9 protein-coding genes and 1 pseudogene are annotated in these 16697 nt (G+C 73.4%); 4 read left to right on the top strand and 6 right to left on the bottom strand.

Annotated elements, in window-relative coordinates:
- Window position 1: 1 nt before the first annotated feature.
- The 3 genes and pseudogenes from ABD126_RS03435 to ABD126_RS03425 all read right to left on the bottom strand — a co-directional run.
- Window positions 2-7600: pseudogene (locus ABD126_RS03435) on the bottom strand (amino acid adenylation domain-containing protein); the annotation flags it as partial.
- Between the two features lie 53 nt (window positions 7601-7653).
- Window positions 7654-8919, bottom strand: coding sequence for a serine hydrolase domain-containing protein (locus ABD126_RS03430; RefSeq protein WP_343932102.1), 1266 nt, complete (start codon window positions 8917-8919; stop codon window positions 7654-7656).
- Window positions 8920-9446: 527 nt separating this feature from the next.
- Window positions 9447-9995, bottom strand: coding sequence for a CGNR zinc finger domain-containing protein (locus ABD126_RS03425; protein WP_343932101.1), 549 nt, complete (start codon window positions 9993-9995; stop codon window positions 9447-9449).
- Window positions 9996-10080: 85 nt separating this feature from the next.
- On the opposite strand from ABD126_RS03425, the gene ABD126_RS03420 reads away from it, so the two are divergent.
- Complete coding sequence (locus ABD126_RS03420) at window positions 10081-10515, top strand: nuclear transport factor 2 family protein (protein WP_343932100.1); 435 nt, start codon at window positions 10081-10083, stop codon at window positions 10513-10515.
- A 120-nt stretch (window positions 10516-10635) separates the two neighbouring features.
- Here the strand turns inward: ABD126_RS03420 and ABD126_RS03415 are convergent, their stop codons facing one another.
- Entirely contained in the window at window positions 10636-11250 is a 615-nt protein-coding gene (locus ABD126_RS03415; protein ID WP_343932099.1) for a GTP pyrophosphokinase, read from the bottom strand.
- Window positions 11251-11422: 172 nt separating this feature from the next.
- On the opposite strand from ABD126_RS03415, the gene ABD126_RS03410 reads away from it, so the two are divergent.
- Entirely contained in the window at window positions 11423-12259 is an 837-nt protein-coding gene (locus ABD126_RS03410) for an EamA family transporter (RefSeq protein ID WP_343932098.1), read from the top strand.
- 104 nt (window positions 12260-12363) lie between these two features.
- Here the strand turns inward: ABD126_RS03410 and ABD126_RS03405 are convergent, their stop codons facing one another.
- Both ABD126_RS03405 and ABD126_RS03400 read right to left on the bottom strand, forming a co-directional pair.
- Window positions 12364-12867, bottom strand: coding sequence for an ATP-binding protein (locus ABD126_RS03405; protein ID WP_343932097.1), 504 nt, complete (start codon window positions 12865-12867; stop codon window positions 12364-12366).
- 285 nt (window positions 12868-13152) lie between these two features.
- Entirely contained in the window at window positions 13153-13698 is a 546-nt protein-coding gene (locus ABD126_RS03400) for a YceI family protein (RefSeq protein ID WP_343932096.1), read from the bottom strand.
- A gap of 91 nt (window positions 13699-13789) precedes the next feature.
- Here ABD126_RS03400 and ABD126_RS03395 point away from each other — a divergent pair, with 91 nt between their 5' ends.
- Window positions 13790-14281 (top strand): MarR family winged helix-turn-helix transcriptional regulator, encoded by a 492-nt coding sequence (locus tag ABD126_RS03395; RefSeq protein ID WP_343932095.1) that lies wholly within the window; start codon window positions 13790-13792, stop codon window positions 14279-14281.
- A gap of 278 nt (window positions 14282-14559) precedes the next feature.
- Window positions 14560-16692, top strand: a complete 2133-nt coding sequence (locus ABD126_RS03390; RefSeq protein ID WP_343932094.1) for a YncE family protein — start codon at window positions 14560-14562, stop codon at window positions 16690-16692.
- The last annotated feature ends 5 nt before the right edge of the window (window positions 16693-16697 follow it).

Here is a 16697-nt window from a genome sequence, read left to right as displayed (position 1 = left end):
CTCACGCTTCCCGGTCGGCGAGGGCTTCGAGGTCGGCCAGCACGAGTTCCTCGACCAGGCCGGCGAGGTGGGACACGGTGCGGGCGGTCAGCACGTCGCGTGGTGACAGGTCCACGTCGAAGGCCGCCTTGGTCCGGGACGTGATGCGCAGGCTGCGGATGGAGTCGCCGCCCAGGGCGAAGAAGCTGTCCTCCACGCCCACCCGGTCCACGTCGAGCACCTCGGCCCAGATCTCGGCGATGGCCCGCTCGGTCTCGGTGCGGGGGGCCACGTACTCGGTGGAGGTGACCGCGTCGCGCTCGGGCGCGGGGAGCGCGGCGCGGTCGAGCTTGCCGTTGGCGTTGAGCGGCAGCCGGTCCAGCGCCACGTAGGCCGCGGGGACCATGTAGTCGGGCAGCGCGACCGAGGCGTGCTCGCGCAGGTCGGCCACGGCCACGTGCCCGTCGGGCACGTAGTAGGCGACCAGGCGCTCGTCCACCGCGAGCACGACGACCTGCGCGACCGCGGGGTGCGCAGCGAGGACGGCCTCGATCTCGCCCAGCTCGACGCGGAACCCGCGGATCTTGACCTGGTGGTCCGCGCGGCCCAGGCAGTGCAGCGTCCCGTCGCGCCAGACGCCCAGGTCGCCGCTGCGGTACATGCGCTCGCCCGGCGCGCCGAACGGGTTGGCCACGAACCGGGACGCGGTCAGCCCCGGCCGGTCGAGGTAGCCCCGGGCGAGGCCGGGGCCGGCCACGTACATCTCGCCCACCACCCCGGGCGGCACCGGTTCGAGGTCTTCGTCGAGCACGTAGACCCGCAGGTCGGGCATCGGGACGCCGATCGAGCCGTCGGCCACCGTGTAGGTGACGTGCACGGTCGTCTCGGTGATGCCGTACATGTTGATCATGGTCCCGGCGCCGCGCCAGTCCTTCGTCTTGTCCAGGTCCAGCGGTTCGCCCGCGAAGATCACCCGCTCCACGTCCGGCTGCTCGGGGATGAGCTGGTAGAACGCCGACGGCGTCTGGTTGAGCACCGTCACGCCCTCCTCCCGGACCAGTCGGGCGAACTCGCGCGGCGACCGGGAGGTCTCGTAGGACACGACGACCAGCCGCCCGCCGTGCAGCAGCGCGCCCCACAACTCCCACACCGACACGTCGAACGCGTAGCTGTGGAACAGGGGCCAGACGTCGTCCTCGTCGAACCCGTACCAGTGGCGGGTGGCGGCGAACAGCCGGATGACGTTGCTGTGCGGGATCACCACGCCCTTGGGCTTGCCGGTCGAGCCGGACGTGTAGATCACGTACGCCGCGTGCTCCGGGTGGTGGGCCACCGCCGGCGGGGTCGTCGGGTAGCCGGACAGGTCGGGCAGCCGGTCCAGCACGACCACGGGCTTGCCGTCGGCGATCGTGCCCGCGATGCGCTCGGCGGGGTAGGCCGGGTCGATCGGCAGGTACGCCGCGCCGGACTTCAGCACGCCGAGCACGGCCACGACCAGGTCCGCGGTCCGCTCGAACAGCAGGGCCACCAGGCGCTCCGGGCCCGCGCCCGCCGCCACGAGGTGGTGGGCCAGCCGGTTGGAGCGCTCGTCCAGCTCCCGGTAGGTCAGGTGCTCGCCGGCGAAGCTGACCGCGATCGCGTCGGGCGTGCGGGCGGCCTGCGCGGCGAACCGCTCGGGGATGGTCGTGGTGACCGGGAACTCGGCCGAGCCGTTCCAGTCCACCAGCACTTGGCGGCGCTCGGCGTCGGACAGCCACGGCACGCGCGCCACCGGCCGCCCGGGGTCCTCGGCCAGCCCGACCAACAGCGCCTTGAGCCGCTCGCCCAGCCGCTCGACGGTCGCGGCGTCGAACATCGCGGGCTCGTAACCCAGCACCACGCCCAACCGCTCCGACGGGTACACCGTGGCGCTGAGCGGGAAGCTCGTGGTCTCCACGGCCTCGATCTCGCGCAACCCCATCCCGTCACCCAGCTCGACGGGGTAGTTCTCGAACACCACCGCGCTGCCGAACAGGTCCACCCCCTCGGCGACCGCGCTCCACGCCTTGAGCCGGGTCAGCGGCACGTGCTCGAACCGCCGCGACTCCGCCTGCGCCGCTTGGAGGTCGCGCAGCCACGCCACCACGGGACGCGTGCCGTCCACCTCCACCCGCACCGGCAGCGTGTTGATGAAGATGCCGGTGATGGCGTCCGCGCCCGGCAGGTCCGCCGGCCGCCCGGACACGGTCGCGCCGAAGCACACGTCCCGCTGCCCCGACGACCGCGCCAGCAGCAACGCCCACGCGGCTTGCACCATCGTGTTCACGGTCAGGCCGTGGGCGCGGGCGAACGCGTAGAGCCGGCCCGACTCCTCGGCCGACAGCGCGACCGAGTGCCGTTGCGACGACGCCGCCGGGCCGGTCGCGGGCCGGTCGGCCGGCAGCGGCGTGGGCGAGTCGAACGTGCCCAGCACCTGCCGCCAGTGGCGTTCGGCGGCCTGCTCGTCCCGCGCCGCGAGCCACGCCACGTAGTCCCGGAACGGCCGGCGCTCGGCGGGCTCGCCCAGCACGTCCGACAGCACCTGGAAGACGCTCCACCCGTCCAGCAGCACGTGGTGGAACGTCCACACCACCCGCACGGTCTCCGGCGCGAGCCGGACCACGGCCACCCGCATCAGCGGCGGCACGGACAGGTCGATGCCCAGCGCCCGGTCCTGCTCCAGCAACACCCGCAGCCGCTCGGCGCGCGCGTCCTCGTCCAGGTCGCTCCAGTCCAGGAACGTGAACGGCACCTCGGCGTGCGCGTGCACCACTTGCAGCGGCTCGGGCACGTCCTCCCACAGCACGCTCGACCGCAGCACCGGCGTCCGGTCCACGACCCGCTGCCAGGCGCGGGCGAAGGCCGCCGAGTCGGGCACCCCGTCCACCAGGAACGTGGTCTGCTGGAAGTACACGCGGGTGTCCGGTCGCGCCGACCCGACGCGACCGCGCTCGCCCAGGCCGTGGAAGACCATGCCCGCCTGCATCGGCGTGAGCGGGTAGGCGTCCTCGCCGGTGATCCGGTCCACCTGCTCCTGGGTCAGCCGCGCCAGCGGGAAGTCCGACGGCGTCCGGCCGCCCGCGCCCGGGGCGGCGCAGTGCGCGATGACCGCGCGCAGCGCCGCCGCGTAGGACTCGGCCAGCCGCGCCACCGTGGACTCGTCGTGCACGGCCGCGCTGTAGTGCCAGGCGACCTCCAGCCGCCCGTCCTGCACCCGGCCGACCACGTCGAGCAGGTGCGGGCGCGGCATGTCCGGGTCGGCGGTCAGGTCGAGGTCGCGCTGTCCGCCGCCCCACCGGCCGATGTAGTTGAAGCCCACGGCCGGGTCGCACGCCGGGCCGCCGGCGAGGCGGCGCAGCGCCCCGTAGCCGATCCCGCGCCGCGGCACCGCCCGCAACCGCTCCTTCACCGACTTCAAGGCCGCGCCCCACTCGCGCGGCACGTCCAGCGCCACCGGGTACACCGAGGTGAACCAGCCGACCGTGCGGGACAGGTCGACATCGGCGAACAGCTCCTCGCGGCCGTGGCCCTCCAGGTCCACCACGACCCGGTCGCGGCCGGTCCAGTCGGCCAGCACCCGGCCCAGCGCGGTCAGCAGCACGTCGTTGACCTGGGTCCGGTACACCTCCGGCACGTCGCGCAGCAGCGCGGTGGTGTCCTTTTCGGACAGTCGGACGGTGATCGTCCGCTCGGTGGCGTAGGTGTTGGCGCCCCGGCGGTCGGTGGGCACGTCCCCGCCGGTGACGGCGGCCCAGTGCGCCAGTTCGTCGTCGAACCCGCCGGCGCGGGTGTGCTCGGCCAGCCGGCGCGCCCAGTCCAGGTACGACGTGGTCTTGCGGCCCAGCGGTTCCCGCCGCAACGCGGTCACCAGGTCCTCGGCCAGGACGCGCCACGACACCACGTCCACGACCAGGTGGTCCGCGGTCAGCCGGACCGACCGCGGACCGACGAGTTCCCCGCGCAGCAACGGGTCCGGGCCGCCGACGGGCCGGTTGACCTGCCGGTCGCCCTCGAACCGCATCCGCAGGGCGTCGTGGTGCTCGACCAGCGCGGCGACGGCGTCGGCCAGGTCCGCCTCGGTGACGGCGAAGTCCAGGTCCACCACCAGGGACTGCTCGAACAACCGGGAACCGGTGCCCAGGAACCACTTCTGGATCGGGGTGAGCGGCGCCTCGCCGGTGACCGGGCCCTGGTCGGCGTCGGGCGGCAGGTCGCGGGTGACGTGCGGCGCGAGCGCGGCGACGGTCTGGTGGGCGAAGATGTCCCGCGAGGTCAGCACGAGCCCGGCCGCGCGGGCCCTGGTCACCACCTGGATGCCCAGGATGGAGTCGCCGCCCAGCGCGAAGAAGTTGTCCCGCACGCCGACCTTCGGCGCGCCCAGCACCTCGGCGAACACGTCCGCCAGCACGGCCTCGGTGGGCGTGCGGGGCGCGACGTACCCCTCGGACTCCCGCGGCGGCGCGGGCAGGTCGGCGCGGTCGAGCCGGTGCAGGCCGACGAACGTCGCCGGGATCGCGTGCGCGGGCAGGGTCTGGCCGGCGAAACCCTTGAGGGCGGCCGGGTTCACCGGCGGCGTCACGTAGGCGACCAGGCGGCCGTCCACCGGGACCACGACGGCGTCGGCCACCTCGTGGTGCCGCTTGAGGGTCTGCTCCACCTCGGCGAGGTCCACCCGCAGGCCGCGGACGCGCACGGCGTCGTCGGGCGGGAAGTCCAGCTCCACCAACGACCTCAGCGGCCGGTCGGGGTGCTCCACGACGTCGTGGAGGAGCCGGTCGAGGTCCTCGGCGAGGCGCTCGACGGTCTCGGCGTCGAACAGGTCGGTGTTGTACTCGACGGTCAGGGTGAGCGAGTCGTCGCGCGGCCAGAACTCGACCACCAGGTCGAACCGGGCGTTCGGGCGGGGCAGGTCGTGCTCGGCGAGCGCCAGCCCGCCGAAGTCCGCCCGCTTGACCAGGGGTTGCTGCAACGCCACCACCGCCTGGACCAGGGGCGTGCGGCTGGGGTCGGGTTCGACGCCCAGCTCGGCCACGATCCGGTCGAACGGCACGTCCTCGTGCTCGAACGCCTCCACGACGGTGCCGCGGACCTGGTCGAGGAACGCGGTGAACGGCAGGTCCGGGTCCACCCACGAGCGCAGGACGAGCGTGCGGACGAAGAACCCGACCGCGCGCTCCAGGTCGGCGTGGTCGCGGCCGGAGGTGACGGTGCCGACGGCGATGTCGCGTTGGCGGGCCCGTGCGGACAGCAGCACCTGCACGGCCGCGGTCAGCGTGGTGAACAGGGTGGCGTCGTGCGCGCGGCCCACGGCGGTGAGGCGGTCCACCAGGTCGCGGGGCAGCGGACGGCGGTGGACGGCCCCGGCGGTGGTGCGCAGGGCCGGGCGCGGCCGGTCGGTGGGCAGGTCGAGGGCTTCCAGCCCGGCCAGCCGCTCGACCCAGTGGGCGGCGTCCCGGTGCGGGCGGTCGGCGTCCCAGACCGCGAAGTCGGGGTACTGGGCGGTGGGCGCGGCCGGTTCGACGCCCGCGTAGAGGTCGGCCAGCTCGTCCACCAGCACGGCCACCGACCAGCCGTCGGTGACGATGTGGTGCTGCACGAGGACCAGGACGTGGTCCTGCGGGCCGAGGGGCTTGAGCACCGCGCGGGTCAGCGGGCCGCGCCGCAGGTCGAACGGCGCGCACAGCTCGCGCTCGTCCCCGACGACCAGCGGGATGGTGCCGTGGTCCGTGACCACCTGCACCGGCTCGCCGTCCACCACGTCGAACGTCGTGCGCAGGGCGGCGTGGCGGCGCGCCAACGCGTCCAGCGCGGACTCCAGGCGGGACACGTCCAGCGGACCGGTCAGCCGCAGGCCCACACCGGTGTTCTGCTCGGCGGTGCCGTCGAGGGAGAACAGCCGGCGCTGCGCGGGCGACAGCGGCAGCGGGCGGTCGTGCGGGACGCGGGGGATCGGCGTGCGCGTGGGCAGCACGGCGGCCAGCGCCTCGACCGTCCGGTGCTCGAACATCGCCGCGACCGGCAGGCCGCCCAGCCGGGCCAGCGCCCGCACGGCCAGGATCGAGTCGCCGCCGAGGGCGAAGAAGTCGTCGTGCGCGCCGACCGAGGGGACGCCCAGGACGTCCTGCCAGGCCTGCGCCACCCGCCGCTCGGCGTCCGTGCGGGGCGCGAGGAAGTCCTCCGGGGCCGGGCCGACGACGGGCGCGGGCAGCGCGTCGCGGTCGAGCTTGCCGTGGGGGGACAGGGGGAATCGGTCCAGCGCGACGAACGCCGACGGCACCAGGTAGTCCGGGAGCGTGGCGGCCAGGTACTCGCGCAGGCCTTCCACCTCACCGACCACGTAGGCCACGAGCCGCTTGGGCTCGTCGCGGGCGACGACGACGGCCTGCCGCACCGCGGGGTGCTCGCGCAGCAGCGCCTCGACCTCGCCCGGCTCGACCCGGAAGCCGCGGATCTTCACCTGGTGGTCGGCGCGGCCCACGAACGCCAGGTCACCGTCGGGGGCGCGGCGCACCACGTCGCCGGTGCGGTACATGCGCGACCCGGGCGGGCCGAACGGGTCGGCCACGAACCGGGTCGCCGTCAGGCCCGGCCGGCGCAGGTAGCCCCGCGCCAGGCCCACCCCGGTCACGTACAGCTCGCCCTCGTCGGCCGGGCGCAGCTCGTCGTCCAGCACCCGGACCTCGGTGCCGGGGATCGGCCGCCCGATGGGCGGCGCGCCGCCCGGCTCCAGCGGGCCGCTCCAGCTGGTGACGACGGTGGACTCGGTGGGGCCGTAGGCGTTGATCATCGTCCGGCCGGGGGCCCAGCGCGCCACGAGGTCGGGCGGGCACGCGTCGCCGCCGACGATGAGGCAGCGGAAGGTGGGCAGCGGCCGGTCCGGGACGGTCGCGAGCGCCACCGGCGGGATCAGCGCGTGGGTCACGCCGAACTCGTCGATGACGTCCGCGAGCTGGTCGCCCAGCAGCGGGCCGGGCGGCGGCACGACCAGGGCCGCGCCGGCGGGCAGCGCCATGCACAGCTCCAGCACGGACGCGTCGAAGCTGGGGGAGCTGAACTGGAGGACGCGGTCGCCGGGCCGCACGTCGAAGTGCGCGACCTCGGCGTGCGCGAACGCGGGCAGACCCCGGTGGGTCACCACCACGCCCTTGGGCCGCCCGGTGGAGCCGGAGGTGTAGATGACGTAGGCGGGGGAGTCGGGGTGGATCGGCACACCGGGGTCGCTGTCGGGCTGCCCGTCGGTGTCCAGGGGCCCGTCGAGGACGAGCAGCGGTTCGGCGTCGGCGAGCATGAAGTCGATGCGCTCGGCCGGGTAGGCGGGGTCGACGGGCAGGTAGGCGGCGCCGGTCTTGAGCACGGCGAGCCGGGCGACGACGTTGTCGACCGACCGGGGCAGGGCGATCGCCACCACCCGCTCCGGTCGGGCGCCCTTGGCCAGCAGCAGGTGCGCCAGGCGGTTGGCGCGCGCGTCGAGTTCGCGGTAGCTCACCGCTTGCTCGGCGCAGACCACGGCGGGGGCCTCGGGGGTCCGGGCGACCTGCTCGGCCACGAGTCTCGGCAGGTTTTGGGCAGACGTCATCGCGAGCGGAACCTTTCTCGGGGATTCGGGGAGCAGCGGGCGCCGCCTTACCCGCTTCTACTGGGGTCCAAACGTGTTTTTCAGACCATTTCCGGGACCTGCCGCCGCGCGAGCCGGCCGCCGATCTGGATCCACTCGATCGACCCGCGCTGGGGGTCCCGCAGGAAACGGCCCGTCTGGCTGGTGTCGCCCGTGTCGGAATCACGCATCGCGAACACCAGCCCGTCGAACAACGACAGGTCCGCGAACGGCTCGCCGTCCACCGTGAGCTCCAACTCCTCGCGGTCGGCCGGTCGCACCTTGTATTCGGTGTCGCCGTTGCGGAACCGGCCCGCGCACTCCGGCGGGGGCGGGATGCGGCGGCGCAGCGCGCGGAATCCGTCGTAATCGCCGACCGGCAGGCCGGCCTCGGCCAATTCGGGCACCAGGTCCCGCCACAGCGCGAAGCCGCTGCTGCCGTTGGTGGTCAGCGCGACCACGGTGCCGTCGTCGGGGTTGATCCGCAGGTGGCAGGAGGTGCCGTCGGCGGTGCCGTCGTGGCCCACCCACACCGCGCCGTCCCGCTCGTAGAGGGCGAGGCCCAGCCCCCAGCCGTCGGCCATGCCGAACGGCTCCGCGTGCCGCACCGGCGCGCGCATCAGGTCGAGGTCGTCGGGGTCCACCAGGGTCGGCGGCGCGCCCGCGAGCATGCGCCCGAACGTCACCAGGTCGGTGGCGCTGGCCGCCAGCGCGCCCGCCGGCGCGTCCACCAGGGCCAGCGACTGGCGCACCGGGACGACCCGTTTCAGCGCGGTGTTGACGGCGTGGCCGGGCACCGCGGCGCGGTCGGTGTCGGGCCCCACGGTGAACCGCGGGCGCAGGCCCAGCGGGCGCAGCAGCACCGCGTCCACCGCCTCCCACCAGGACATCCCGGTCGCCTGCTCGATGAGGTGGCCGACCAGGACGTAGCCGATGTTGGAGTAGGAGAAGCCCGCGCCGGGGCGGTGCAGCGGAACCAGCGTGCGGCACGCCTCCAGGGCGTGGCGGCGCAGCGAGGTGCCGTGGACGTCGTCTGGGTCGGACGGCAGGCCGCCGGTGTGGCTGAGCAGTTGGCGCAGCGTGAGGGGCCGGCCGACGTCGGGCAGCGGCGCGTCGAGTTCGAGGTCGCCGTCGGAGACCAGGGCCATCGCGACGGTCGCGGTGAAGGTCTTGGTGATCGACCCGATGGGCACGGCCGCGTCGGGGGGAAGGCCGACGGCGGTGGTCCACAGCCCTTCACCGGGGCGGTGCACGGCGAGCTGCGCGCCGGGCACGAGGTGCTCGTCGACGAGGCCGACTAATCGACGGGCGATCTGTTCGGGGTTCATCGATCCGATCCTTTGTGCGAATGGACCATTTGGTCGCGGACCTACGTTGACGGCCGTTCCGGGAGCCACGCGACCGCCAAACGGAGCATCTGCCGAATTAAGGTTCCCCGGTTTCTGCGGAAGTAACCGGCCGTTTCCGGCGGCGCCTCCCCATTTCACTCGAACGGCCTGGTTTGGACTGGCCGGTTCCGTAATGCCCGGCGCGTATGTGAAGTCTATTCGCACTCGCGGGGAAACTTGTCGCGGGCGTGTCCACTGGATGGACTCGCGAAGTATATTTCACGGCGTTGGACAGTGTTACCGAAGAAATGCGGCGCGGGGCGTAACCTTCCGGCATCGGTAGTCGTTTGTGGTTACTCGCCGGTCGGTTGTCGGGGTGCGCGGCGGCACTTGTCCGGGTTGCGCGCCGTGCGATGCGCGCGGCCGGTCGGCGCGTGAGGGCGCGGTGTGCGCGGGGTGGCCGGGTTGTGTGTGCGTGGGTGTTCGGCGCGCCGGCGTGCGGTGTGCGCGGGGTGGCCGGCGGGTTGTTACGCGTCGGTGGCGCGGGTGCGGCGGTAGTGCCGGGCGGCGCGGACGCGGTTGCCGCAGCCGGGCGAGCACCATTCGCGGCGCGGGTGGTCCTTGACGAAGTACAGGACGCAGCCCGGGGCGTAGCAGGCGCGCAGCAGGGCGCGGTCCGGACCGGTGAACAGCTCGACCGCCTCCGCCGCGGTGGCGGCGAGGGCTTCGGCGGGTCGGCTGGGGGTGTCCGTGGCGGTCCGGCGGACCAGGTCGCCGTTCTCGACCGTGAGCTGCGGCCAGGTGGCGGTTCGGCGGACCGCGGCGTTCACGGCGGCGACGGCCGCGTCCCGGTCCCGGGCGGCGGCGATCTCGCGGGTGTCGTCGGTGATCGTGGCGGCCAGGTCGCGCAGGGCTTGGCGCAGGGCGCGGAACGCCTCCAGGTCGGCGGCGTCGGTCGGGGTGCCGCCCAGCCAGGTGGTCAAGCCTTCCGTCGTGGTGAGGTCGTCGTGCAGCCCGGACCGGTCGGCCCAGACGGTGTTCATCAGGCGGACGGGGCGGGGTTCGTCGGGCAGCACGGGTCTCACGGTAGCACCGGCTTGCATGCGTTAGGCGAATGTTCTAACGTTTGGAGTGAATCACAACCGTTAGAGGGGGTTGGCTGTGCAGCTGGTGCCGCCGTTCGACGAGGAGACCGCCCGCCGCAAGGTCCGGGCCGCGCAGGACGCCTGGAACACGCGCGACCCGCTGCGCGTGGCGGCGGCGTACACACCGGACTCGGTGTGGCGCAACCGGTCGGAGTTCATCACCGGTCGGGACGAGATCGTCGCCTTCCTGACCCGCAAGTGGGAGCGGGAGCACGGGTACGTGCTGCGCAAGTCCCTGTGGGCGTTCGCGGGCGACCGGATCGCCGTGCGCTTCCAGTACGAGTGGCACGACGACGAGGGCCAGTGGTGGCGCAGCCACGGCAACGAGAACTGGGAGTTCGCGGCGGACGGCCTGATGCGGCGGCGCGAGGCGAGCATCAACGACGTCCGGATCGGGGCGGACGAACGGCGGATCGACCCGGCGTCGGACGACGAGATCCCGCTGGCGTGACGGTCCGCCGCGCAACCGGTGCGGCGGGTCGAACATCTGCCGGGGCCGGGGCCGGGGGTGGCCGCGCGCCTCGCGTGGGCGGGCCGCCGGGAAACGCCCGCTCCGCGCGGCGATCGGGTGCTAGTCGTGCTGGATGCGTTGGTGCAGCGACTCCATGCGGGCGTCCAGCTCGGCCGCGATGGCCGCCGAGCTGGTCAGCTCCTCCACGAAACCGGCCGGCACCTGGTCGTCGTACTTGTAGAACAGCTTGTGCTCCAGGGTGGCCCAGAAGTCCATCGCGATCGTGCGCAACTGGACCTCCACCTTGACGTGCTCCACGCGGTCGGACAGGAAGACCGGGATGCGGACGATCAGGTGCAGGCTGCGGTAGCCGTTGGGCTTCGGGGCGGCAATGTAGTCCTTGGTCTTGAGGATCTCGACGTCGCTCTGGCGGGCCAGCATGTCGCGGACCCGGTAGACGTCGGAGACGAACGGGCAGACCACCCGGACGCCGGCCACGTCGTCGAGGTGCTCGGCGGCCAGGGCGAGGTCCGGCGGCAGGCCCTTGCGGCGCAGCTTGTCGAGGATCGCGTCGGGGCGCTTGACGCGCTGGGTGATGTGCTCGATCGGGTCGTGCCGGTGGACGAGGTCGAATTCCTCGCTGAGGATGCGGAGCTTGGTCATCAGCTCCTCGACCGCGAACTTGTACACCACCAGGGACCGCCGCAGCAGGTCGTCGGCGACGCCCGTCTCCATGATCCCAGCGTACCGATCAGCTACGATGCCGGGCGTGAACACCCACTGGCACGTCGTTCTGCCGCCGCCGGCCGCCTGACGGGCGCACCCGCGGCAACTCACCCAGATCGCTCGGCCCTGTCGCCGTGCGCCCGTTCGCGCCCTTTTTCGGACATCCGCGAACGGAGAACACGTGTCGTCCACTGTGCTTCGAGCACGCTTCACCCACGGACCGCTGCCCATCCTGGGCGCGTGCTTCCTGTGGGGCACCACCGGGACCGTCAGCTCGTTGGCGCCGGCGTCCGCACCCGCCGCGGCGGTCGGCGCGGCGGGGTTGGTCGTCGGTGGCTTGTTGTTGTTCCTGACCGCGCGTGGTGCGCGGGAGGTCGTCGTCCGGGCCGATCGGCGGTTGTTGCTCCTCGGGGCGGTGACGGTGGCCGGGTACGCGTTGGCGTTCTACCCGGCGGTGGCGCGGACCGGTGTCGCGGTGGCCACCACCGTGGCGTTGGCCACCGCGCCGATCGTGCTGGGGATGCGCTCGCGGCCCCTGGTGACCTCGACGGCGGTCGCGGGGTGCGCGGCACTCGTCCTCGGGGGCGGGGAGGCGCACGTCGACCTGGTCGGGGTGGGGCTGGCCGTGGTCGCGGGGTTGTCCTACGCCGCGTACTCCGCGGTGTGCGCCCACCTGATCGGGGTCGGGTTCCCGGCGCGGGCCGTGGTGGGAACCGTCTTCGGCGGGGCGTCGGTGTTCACCTTGCCGGTGTTGCTGTGGCTCGGCGTGGGGTGGCTGAGCGCCGGTAGTGGGGTGGCGGTGGTGGTGCACCTGTCGGTGCTCACCACGTTCGTGGCCTACCTGCTGTTCGGCATGGGGCTCCGGCACACTTCGGCCGCCGCGGCGACGACGTTGACGCTCGCCGAGCCCGCGGTGGCGGCGGTGTCGGGCGTGGTGGTGTTGGGGGAGCGGTTGCCGGTGGTGTCGTGGTGCGGCATGGCCGTGTTGGCGGTCGCACTGGCGGCGTTGGCTCGCTGACCTGCGGAGATCGGTACCCGGCCGGGCGGTGGGCGCGCGGCCGGGTGGCCTCCGGCCCCCGTCTCGATCGTCTCACGGGGGACCGGCGGAAACTGGTTGCGGGGTCAGTCCTGGCGGCGGTCCATGGCTCCGCCCAGGCCGTAGAGGATGCGCTGGATGACCTCCGGGTCCACCTCGGGCTCGTCGCCGAGGGCCTCCGCCGCCGGGGAGCGGCGGGGTTCGCGGCGCGGCAGGGGGACCGCCGAGGCGTTCATGCCCGACGGCAGCGCGAGTTCGCACCACGCCAGGCGCCCGCCCGCGGTCAGGTCCACCAGGCCCGCCCGGCCGCCCGCGAGTTCCGGCGGCAGCGCCACGCGGTTGCCCTCGACCTCCACGACCAGGCAGTTGCCGCTCAGGCGCAGGCGCACCAGGAGGAACCCCGGAGCGCGCTGGTCGGCCACCTCGACCGCCGCGGCCACCAGGCGGCGGGCCGTCTGGGCGGCCTCGTCCTGCATCGAGCGCAGGCGCCACTCGCCGAGCGAGAAGCGCACGAACATGTCCGCGACGTTGACCGCGGTGGGCAGCGCGACGAGTCGAATGTCGTCGACCTGTTCGGTCCGGGCGTTCACACCGATCCTCCTCGCCGGGCGTCCAGCCGCATGTTGCGCCAGATGGTGCCATGAATCCAGCCCGTGTCACCCACGTGGTCTAGACACCGTGAGCGGAACGTGTCCATTAGTACGGGCGGAGCGGGCCGGTGGTTCACGGTTCGTGCCTGGAAGATCTCAAACCGTACCGATGTGCCGAATCGGGTGGAATTCCAGGGGTCACTCGAACCGGCGATGCGAACACCGCACGTGCACGCGAAAGGGGCCTGTCCGGACTCGCCGGTCAGGCCCCTTCGAAGGGGGTGCTCAGGCCTGCAGGACGGCCTCGATCTCCAGCAGGATGGTGATCTTGTCGCCGACGGCCGCGCCCGCCGCGCCGCCGGTCACGCCGAAGTCCTTGCGGCTGATCTCGGTGCTGGCGGAGAAGCCCGCGACCTTCGCGCCCTCGAAGCCGTCGCCGAAGCCGTTGAGCTCCAGCTCCAGCTCGACCGTCTTGGTCACGCCGCGCAGGGTCAGCTCGCCGTCGACGATGAAGCCCTCGCCGTTGGCGCGCACGCCGGTGGAGGTGAAGGTCAGCTCGGGGTGCTTCTCGACGTCCAGGAAGTCCTCGTTGCGGACGTGGGCGTCGCGCGCCTCGTTCTTGGTGTTGATCGACGCCGTCTCGATCTTGGCGGTGACGGTCGACTCCAGCGGGTTCTCGGCGGTCACGATCTGGCCCTCGAACGTGTCGAAGTGGCCGCGGACCTTGGAGATGCCGAGGTGGCGGACCACGAAGGAGACGTCGGAGTGCACCGGGTCGATCGCCCACGTGCCCGCGATGTAGCCGGGGATCTGCACGGTCTGCGTGGTCATGGTGTAGTCCTTCTCGCTCGGTCTGGTTGAACTCTCAACTGAACATAGCGCATCCTGGTTGAGAGTTCAACAAGGACCGTATGATGGGAGCATGAGCGACGTGCGGTGGCTGAACGCCGATGAACAGCGGATTTGGCGCGGCTTCACGACCGCCGTGACCAAGTTCACCGAACACCTCGACCGGCAGTTGCAGCGCGACTCGGGGATGCCGGTCGCCTACTACGAGATCCTGGTCGCACTCTCCGAGGCCCCGGACCGGTCGCTGCGGATGAGCGAGCTGGCCCTGGTCTGCCACTCCTCCCGCAGCCGGCTCTCGCACGCGGTGGCGAAGCTGGAGAAGGAGGGCTGGGTGCGGCGGCAGGCGTGCCCGTCGGACCGGCGCGGCTCCATCGCCGTGCTGACCGACCGCGGGTATGCCGTGCTGGAGGGGGCCGCCCCCGGGCACGTCACGGCGGTGCGCGAGCACCTGTTCGACGTGCTGACCCCGGAGCAGCTGCGGTCGCTGGAGGAGATCAGCCGGGCGATCGACAAGGGCCTCCAGGGCGAGTGCGCCCAGGTGCGGGCCGAGCTGGGCGAGTTCTAGCCGGGCGAGCGCTCACCCCGCCACCGGCGCGCGGCGCACACTCGGGCGTCCCTCCCCGCGCGGCGCGCAACCGGGAATCCTCCGCGCGGCGCGCAACCGGGAATCCTCCGCGCGGCGCGCAACCAGGGATCCTCCGCGCGGCGCGCGACCGGGCGTCACTCCCGCGAGGGAGGTGTTCGGTCCGAAGTGGACGCATCCGGCCGAAGGCCCCTGGGCCGGTCGGAGCAGGGCCGCGGAGTCTTCTCCGAAGTGTCATAGGAGAGCGTTAGCATCCGCGCGTGGGGTCAACGCTGGGGAAGATCGCCCGTCGGGTCGTCGCGGTCGGCCGCCGTCAGTCGGCGAGTGCCACCGCCGCCTCGCTGGGCGTGTTGCTGCTGGTCGGCGCGGCGCTGGGCAACGGGATCGCGCGCACCGCCGTCGACGTCTCCGACGGGATGACCTGGCTCGGTGACGACGAGCGCGGCGAGGTCGTGCAGGTCAACCCGAGCTCGGGCAAGCCGCAGACCCGGTTGCAGGTCAGCGGCGGCGACGCGCAGCTGGAGATCGCGCAGTCCGACGACCGGCTGATCGTCCTGGACCGCCGCACCGGCCAGATCACCGTCGTCGACCTGGCCACCCTGCTCGCCAGCGGACGCCGCCAGGCCCCGGTCGGGCAGTCGCCGAAGGTGCTCATCGTGGACGACCGCATTCATGTGGTCGACCGCGACGCGGGCACCGTGCACAACGTGGACCCGGTGACCCTGGCCGACGTCGGCGAGCCGTGGCGGGTGGGCCGGCCGCTGGCCGACGTCGTCGCCGACGACCGGGGCGTGGTGTGGGCCGTCGACCACGGCGGCAACCTGCACGCCCTGGAATGGGCCGAGGACGCCCACAAGTTCCGCCGGCTCTCCAACCGGCCGGTGCCCGGCGCCGGTCCCCGCACGGCCCTGGTGCCCCACGAGCGCGGCGTGACCCTGCTGGGCCTGGAGGGCGGCGTCGTCGTGCGCGACGGCACCACCCGCGACCTCACCCTGGGCACCGACTCGCTGTCCGGCGAGGTGCTGGCCGCCCAGACCAGCCCGCCCGGCCTGGTGCCCGCCGCCGTGCCCGACGCGGGCGCGGTCGTGCTGGTCTCCGACGACGACGTGGTGCGCGTGGACATGGGCCAGTACGGCTGCGCCCGGCCCGGCCGCCCCGCCGTGTTCCGCGACCGCGTCTACGTGCCGTGCCGCGGCGCGGGCAAGGTCGTGGTGCTGGACCGCTCGGGCAAGCGCGGCAGCCAGGACGTCCCCGCGCCCGGCGACGACCCCGAACTGGTCTTCGACGACGGCAAGCTGTTCATCAACACCCCCGGCGCGTCCAACGGCGTCATCGTGGACACCGACGGCCGCACCAAGGACGTGGTGATCCGCAGCCCCGAACTCCCGGTCACCGACCCGGACCGCTCGCCCATCCCGAGCGTGCCCAGCCCGCCGCCGCCCAGGCCCGACCCGCCCACGCGCGACGACCGGCGGCCCGGCGGCCCCGACCCGACGACCACCACCGACGCGCCGGTGACCACCACCCCGAGCGCCGGGGTGAAGGGCGTCGCGCCCGGCCGGCCGCCCGGCGTCACGGTGAACCAGGTGTCCAACGACGGCTCGACCGTCGTGGTCCGCGTGACGTGGGGCGCCGCGCCGGACAACGGCGAGGCGGTGTCCGGCTACTCGGTGACCGCGACCGGCGGGTTCAGCGGCGGCACCAAGTCCACCCGGGTGGCCGGGACGTCGGCGGACCTGTCGCTGCCCTGCGCGGGCGGCGCGTTCTGCGCCAGCGGCCGGCTCGACGTGTCCGTGACGGCCTACAACAGGCTCGGGTCGGGCGAGGCCGCGACCGCGTCGTTCTCGGTGCGCCCGCCGGTCGTGGCGACCACCACGCAACCGCAGCCGACCACCACGACGACCACGCCCCCGCCGCCCCCGCCGACCACGACGACGACCACCACACCGCCGCCGCCGCCCAGCCTGCCCACGGCGGGCGCGGTCGTGATCTCCTCGGTCGGCGCGACCGGCGACGTGTTCAGCCGGATCATCAACACCTCGCCCCCGGCCGACTGGGCCAACCACAGCGGCACGTGCGAGGTCGTCAACATCACCTACAGCACGTCCGTGCCCATCGCGTGCGGCGGCGGGTCGGTCGAGATCTACGTGGACATCGGCACGAACCGGATCGTCGTGCGGGCGCACGCCGGCGGGCAGTCGGTCGACTCCTACGCCCGCAGCGTGATCGTGCGCGACCTGGAGCCCGAACCCTGCGGCGGCGGCCGGATCTGCCAGCCGCGCAGCGCGCCGCGCGCCGACGCGGCCCCGATGGCGAGCGGCGGTCTGGCGCTGCTGGCGGCGGCGTGGCTGCTGGGGCTGCGCAACCGCAAGCGCCCCGAAGACGAACGGTGAACAAG

Source organism: Saccharothrix mutabilis subsp. mutabilis, assembly GCF_039521145.1.
Taxonomy (GTDB): Bacteria; Actinomycetota; Actinomycetes; order Mycobacteriales; family Pseudonocardiaceae; genus Actinosynnema; species Actinosynnema mutabilis.
This window is presented reverse-complemented; position numbering and strand designations above follow the sequence as displayed.

What these genes read in the sequence shown, in the direction of transcription:
- ABD126_RS03415 (WP_343932099.1), bottom strand. Translation starts at nt 11,250, where the DNA reads ATGGAGACGGGCGTCGCCGACGACCTGCTGCGGCGGTCCCTGGTGGTG.
- ABD126_RS03395 (WP_343932095.1), top strand. Translation starts at nt 13,790, where the DNA reads ATGAGCGACGTGCGGTGGCTGAACGCCGATGAACAGCGGATTTGGCGC.
- ABD126_RS03430 (WP_343932102.1), bottom strand. Translation starts at nt 8,919, where the DNA reads ATGAACCCCGAACAGATCGCCCGTCGATTAGTCGGCCTCGTCGACGAG.
- ABD126_RS03400 (WP_343932096.1), bottom strand. Translation starts at nt 13,698, where the DNA reads ATGACCACGCAGACCGTGCAGATCCCCGGCTACATCGCGGGCACGTGG.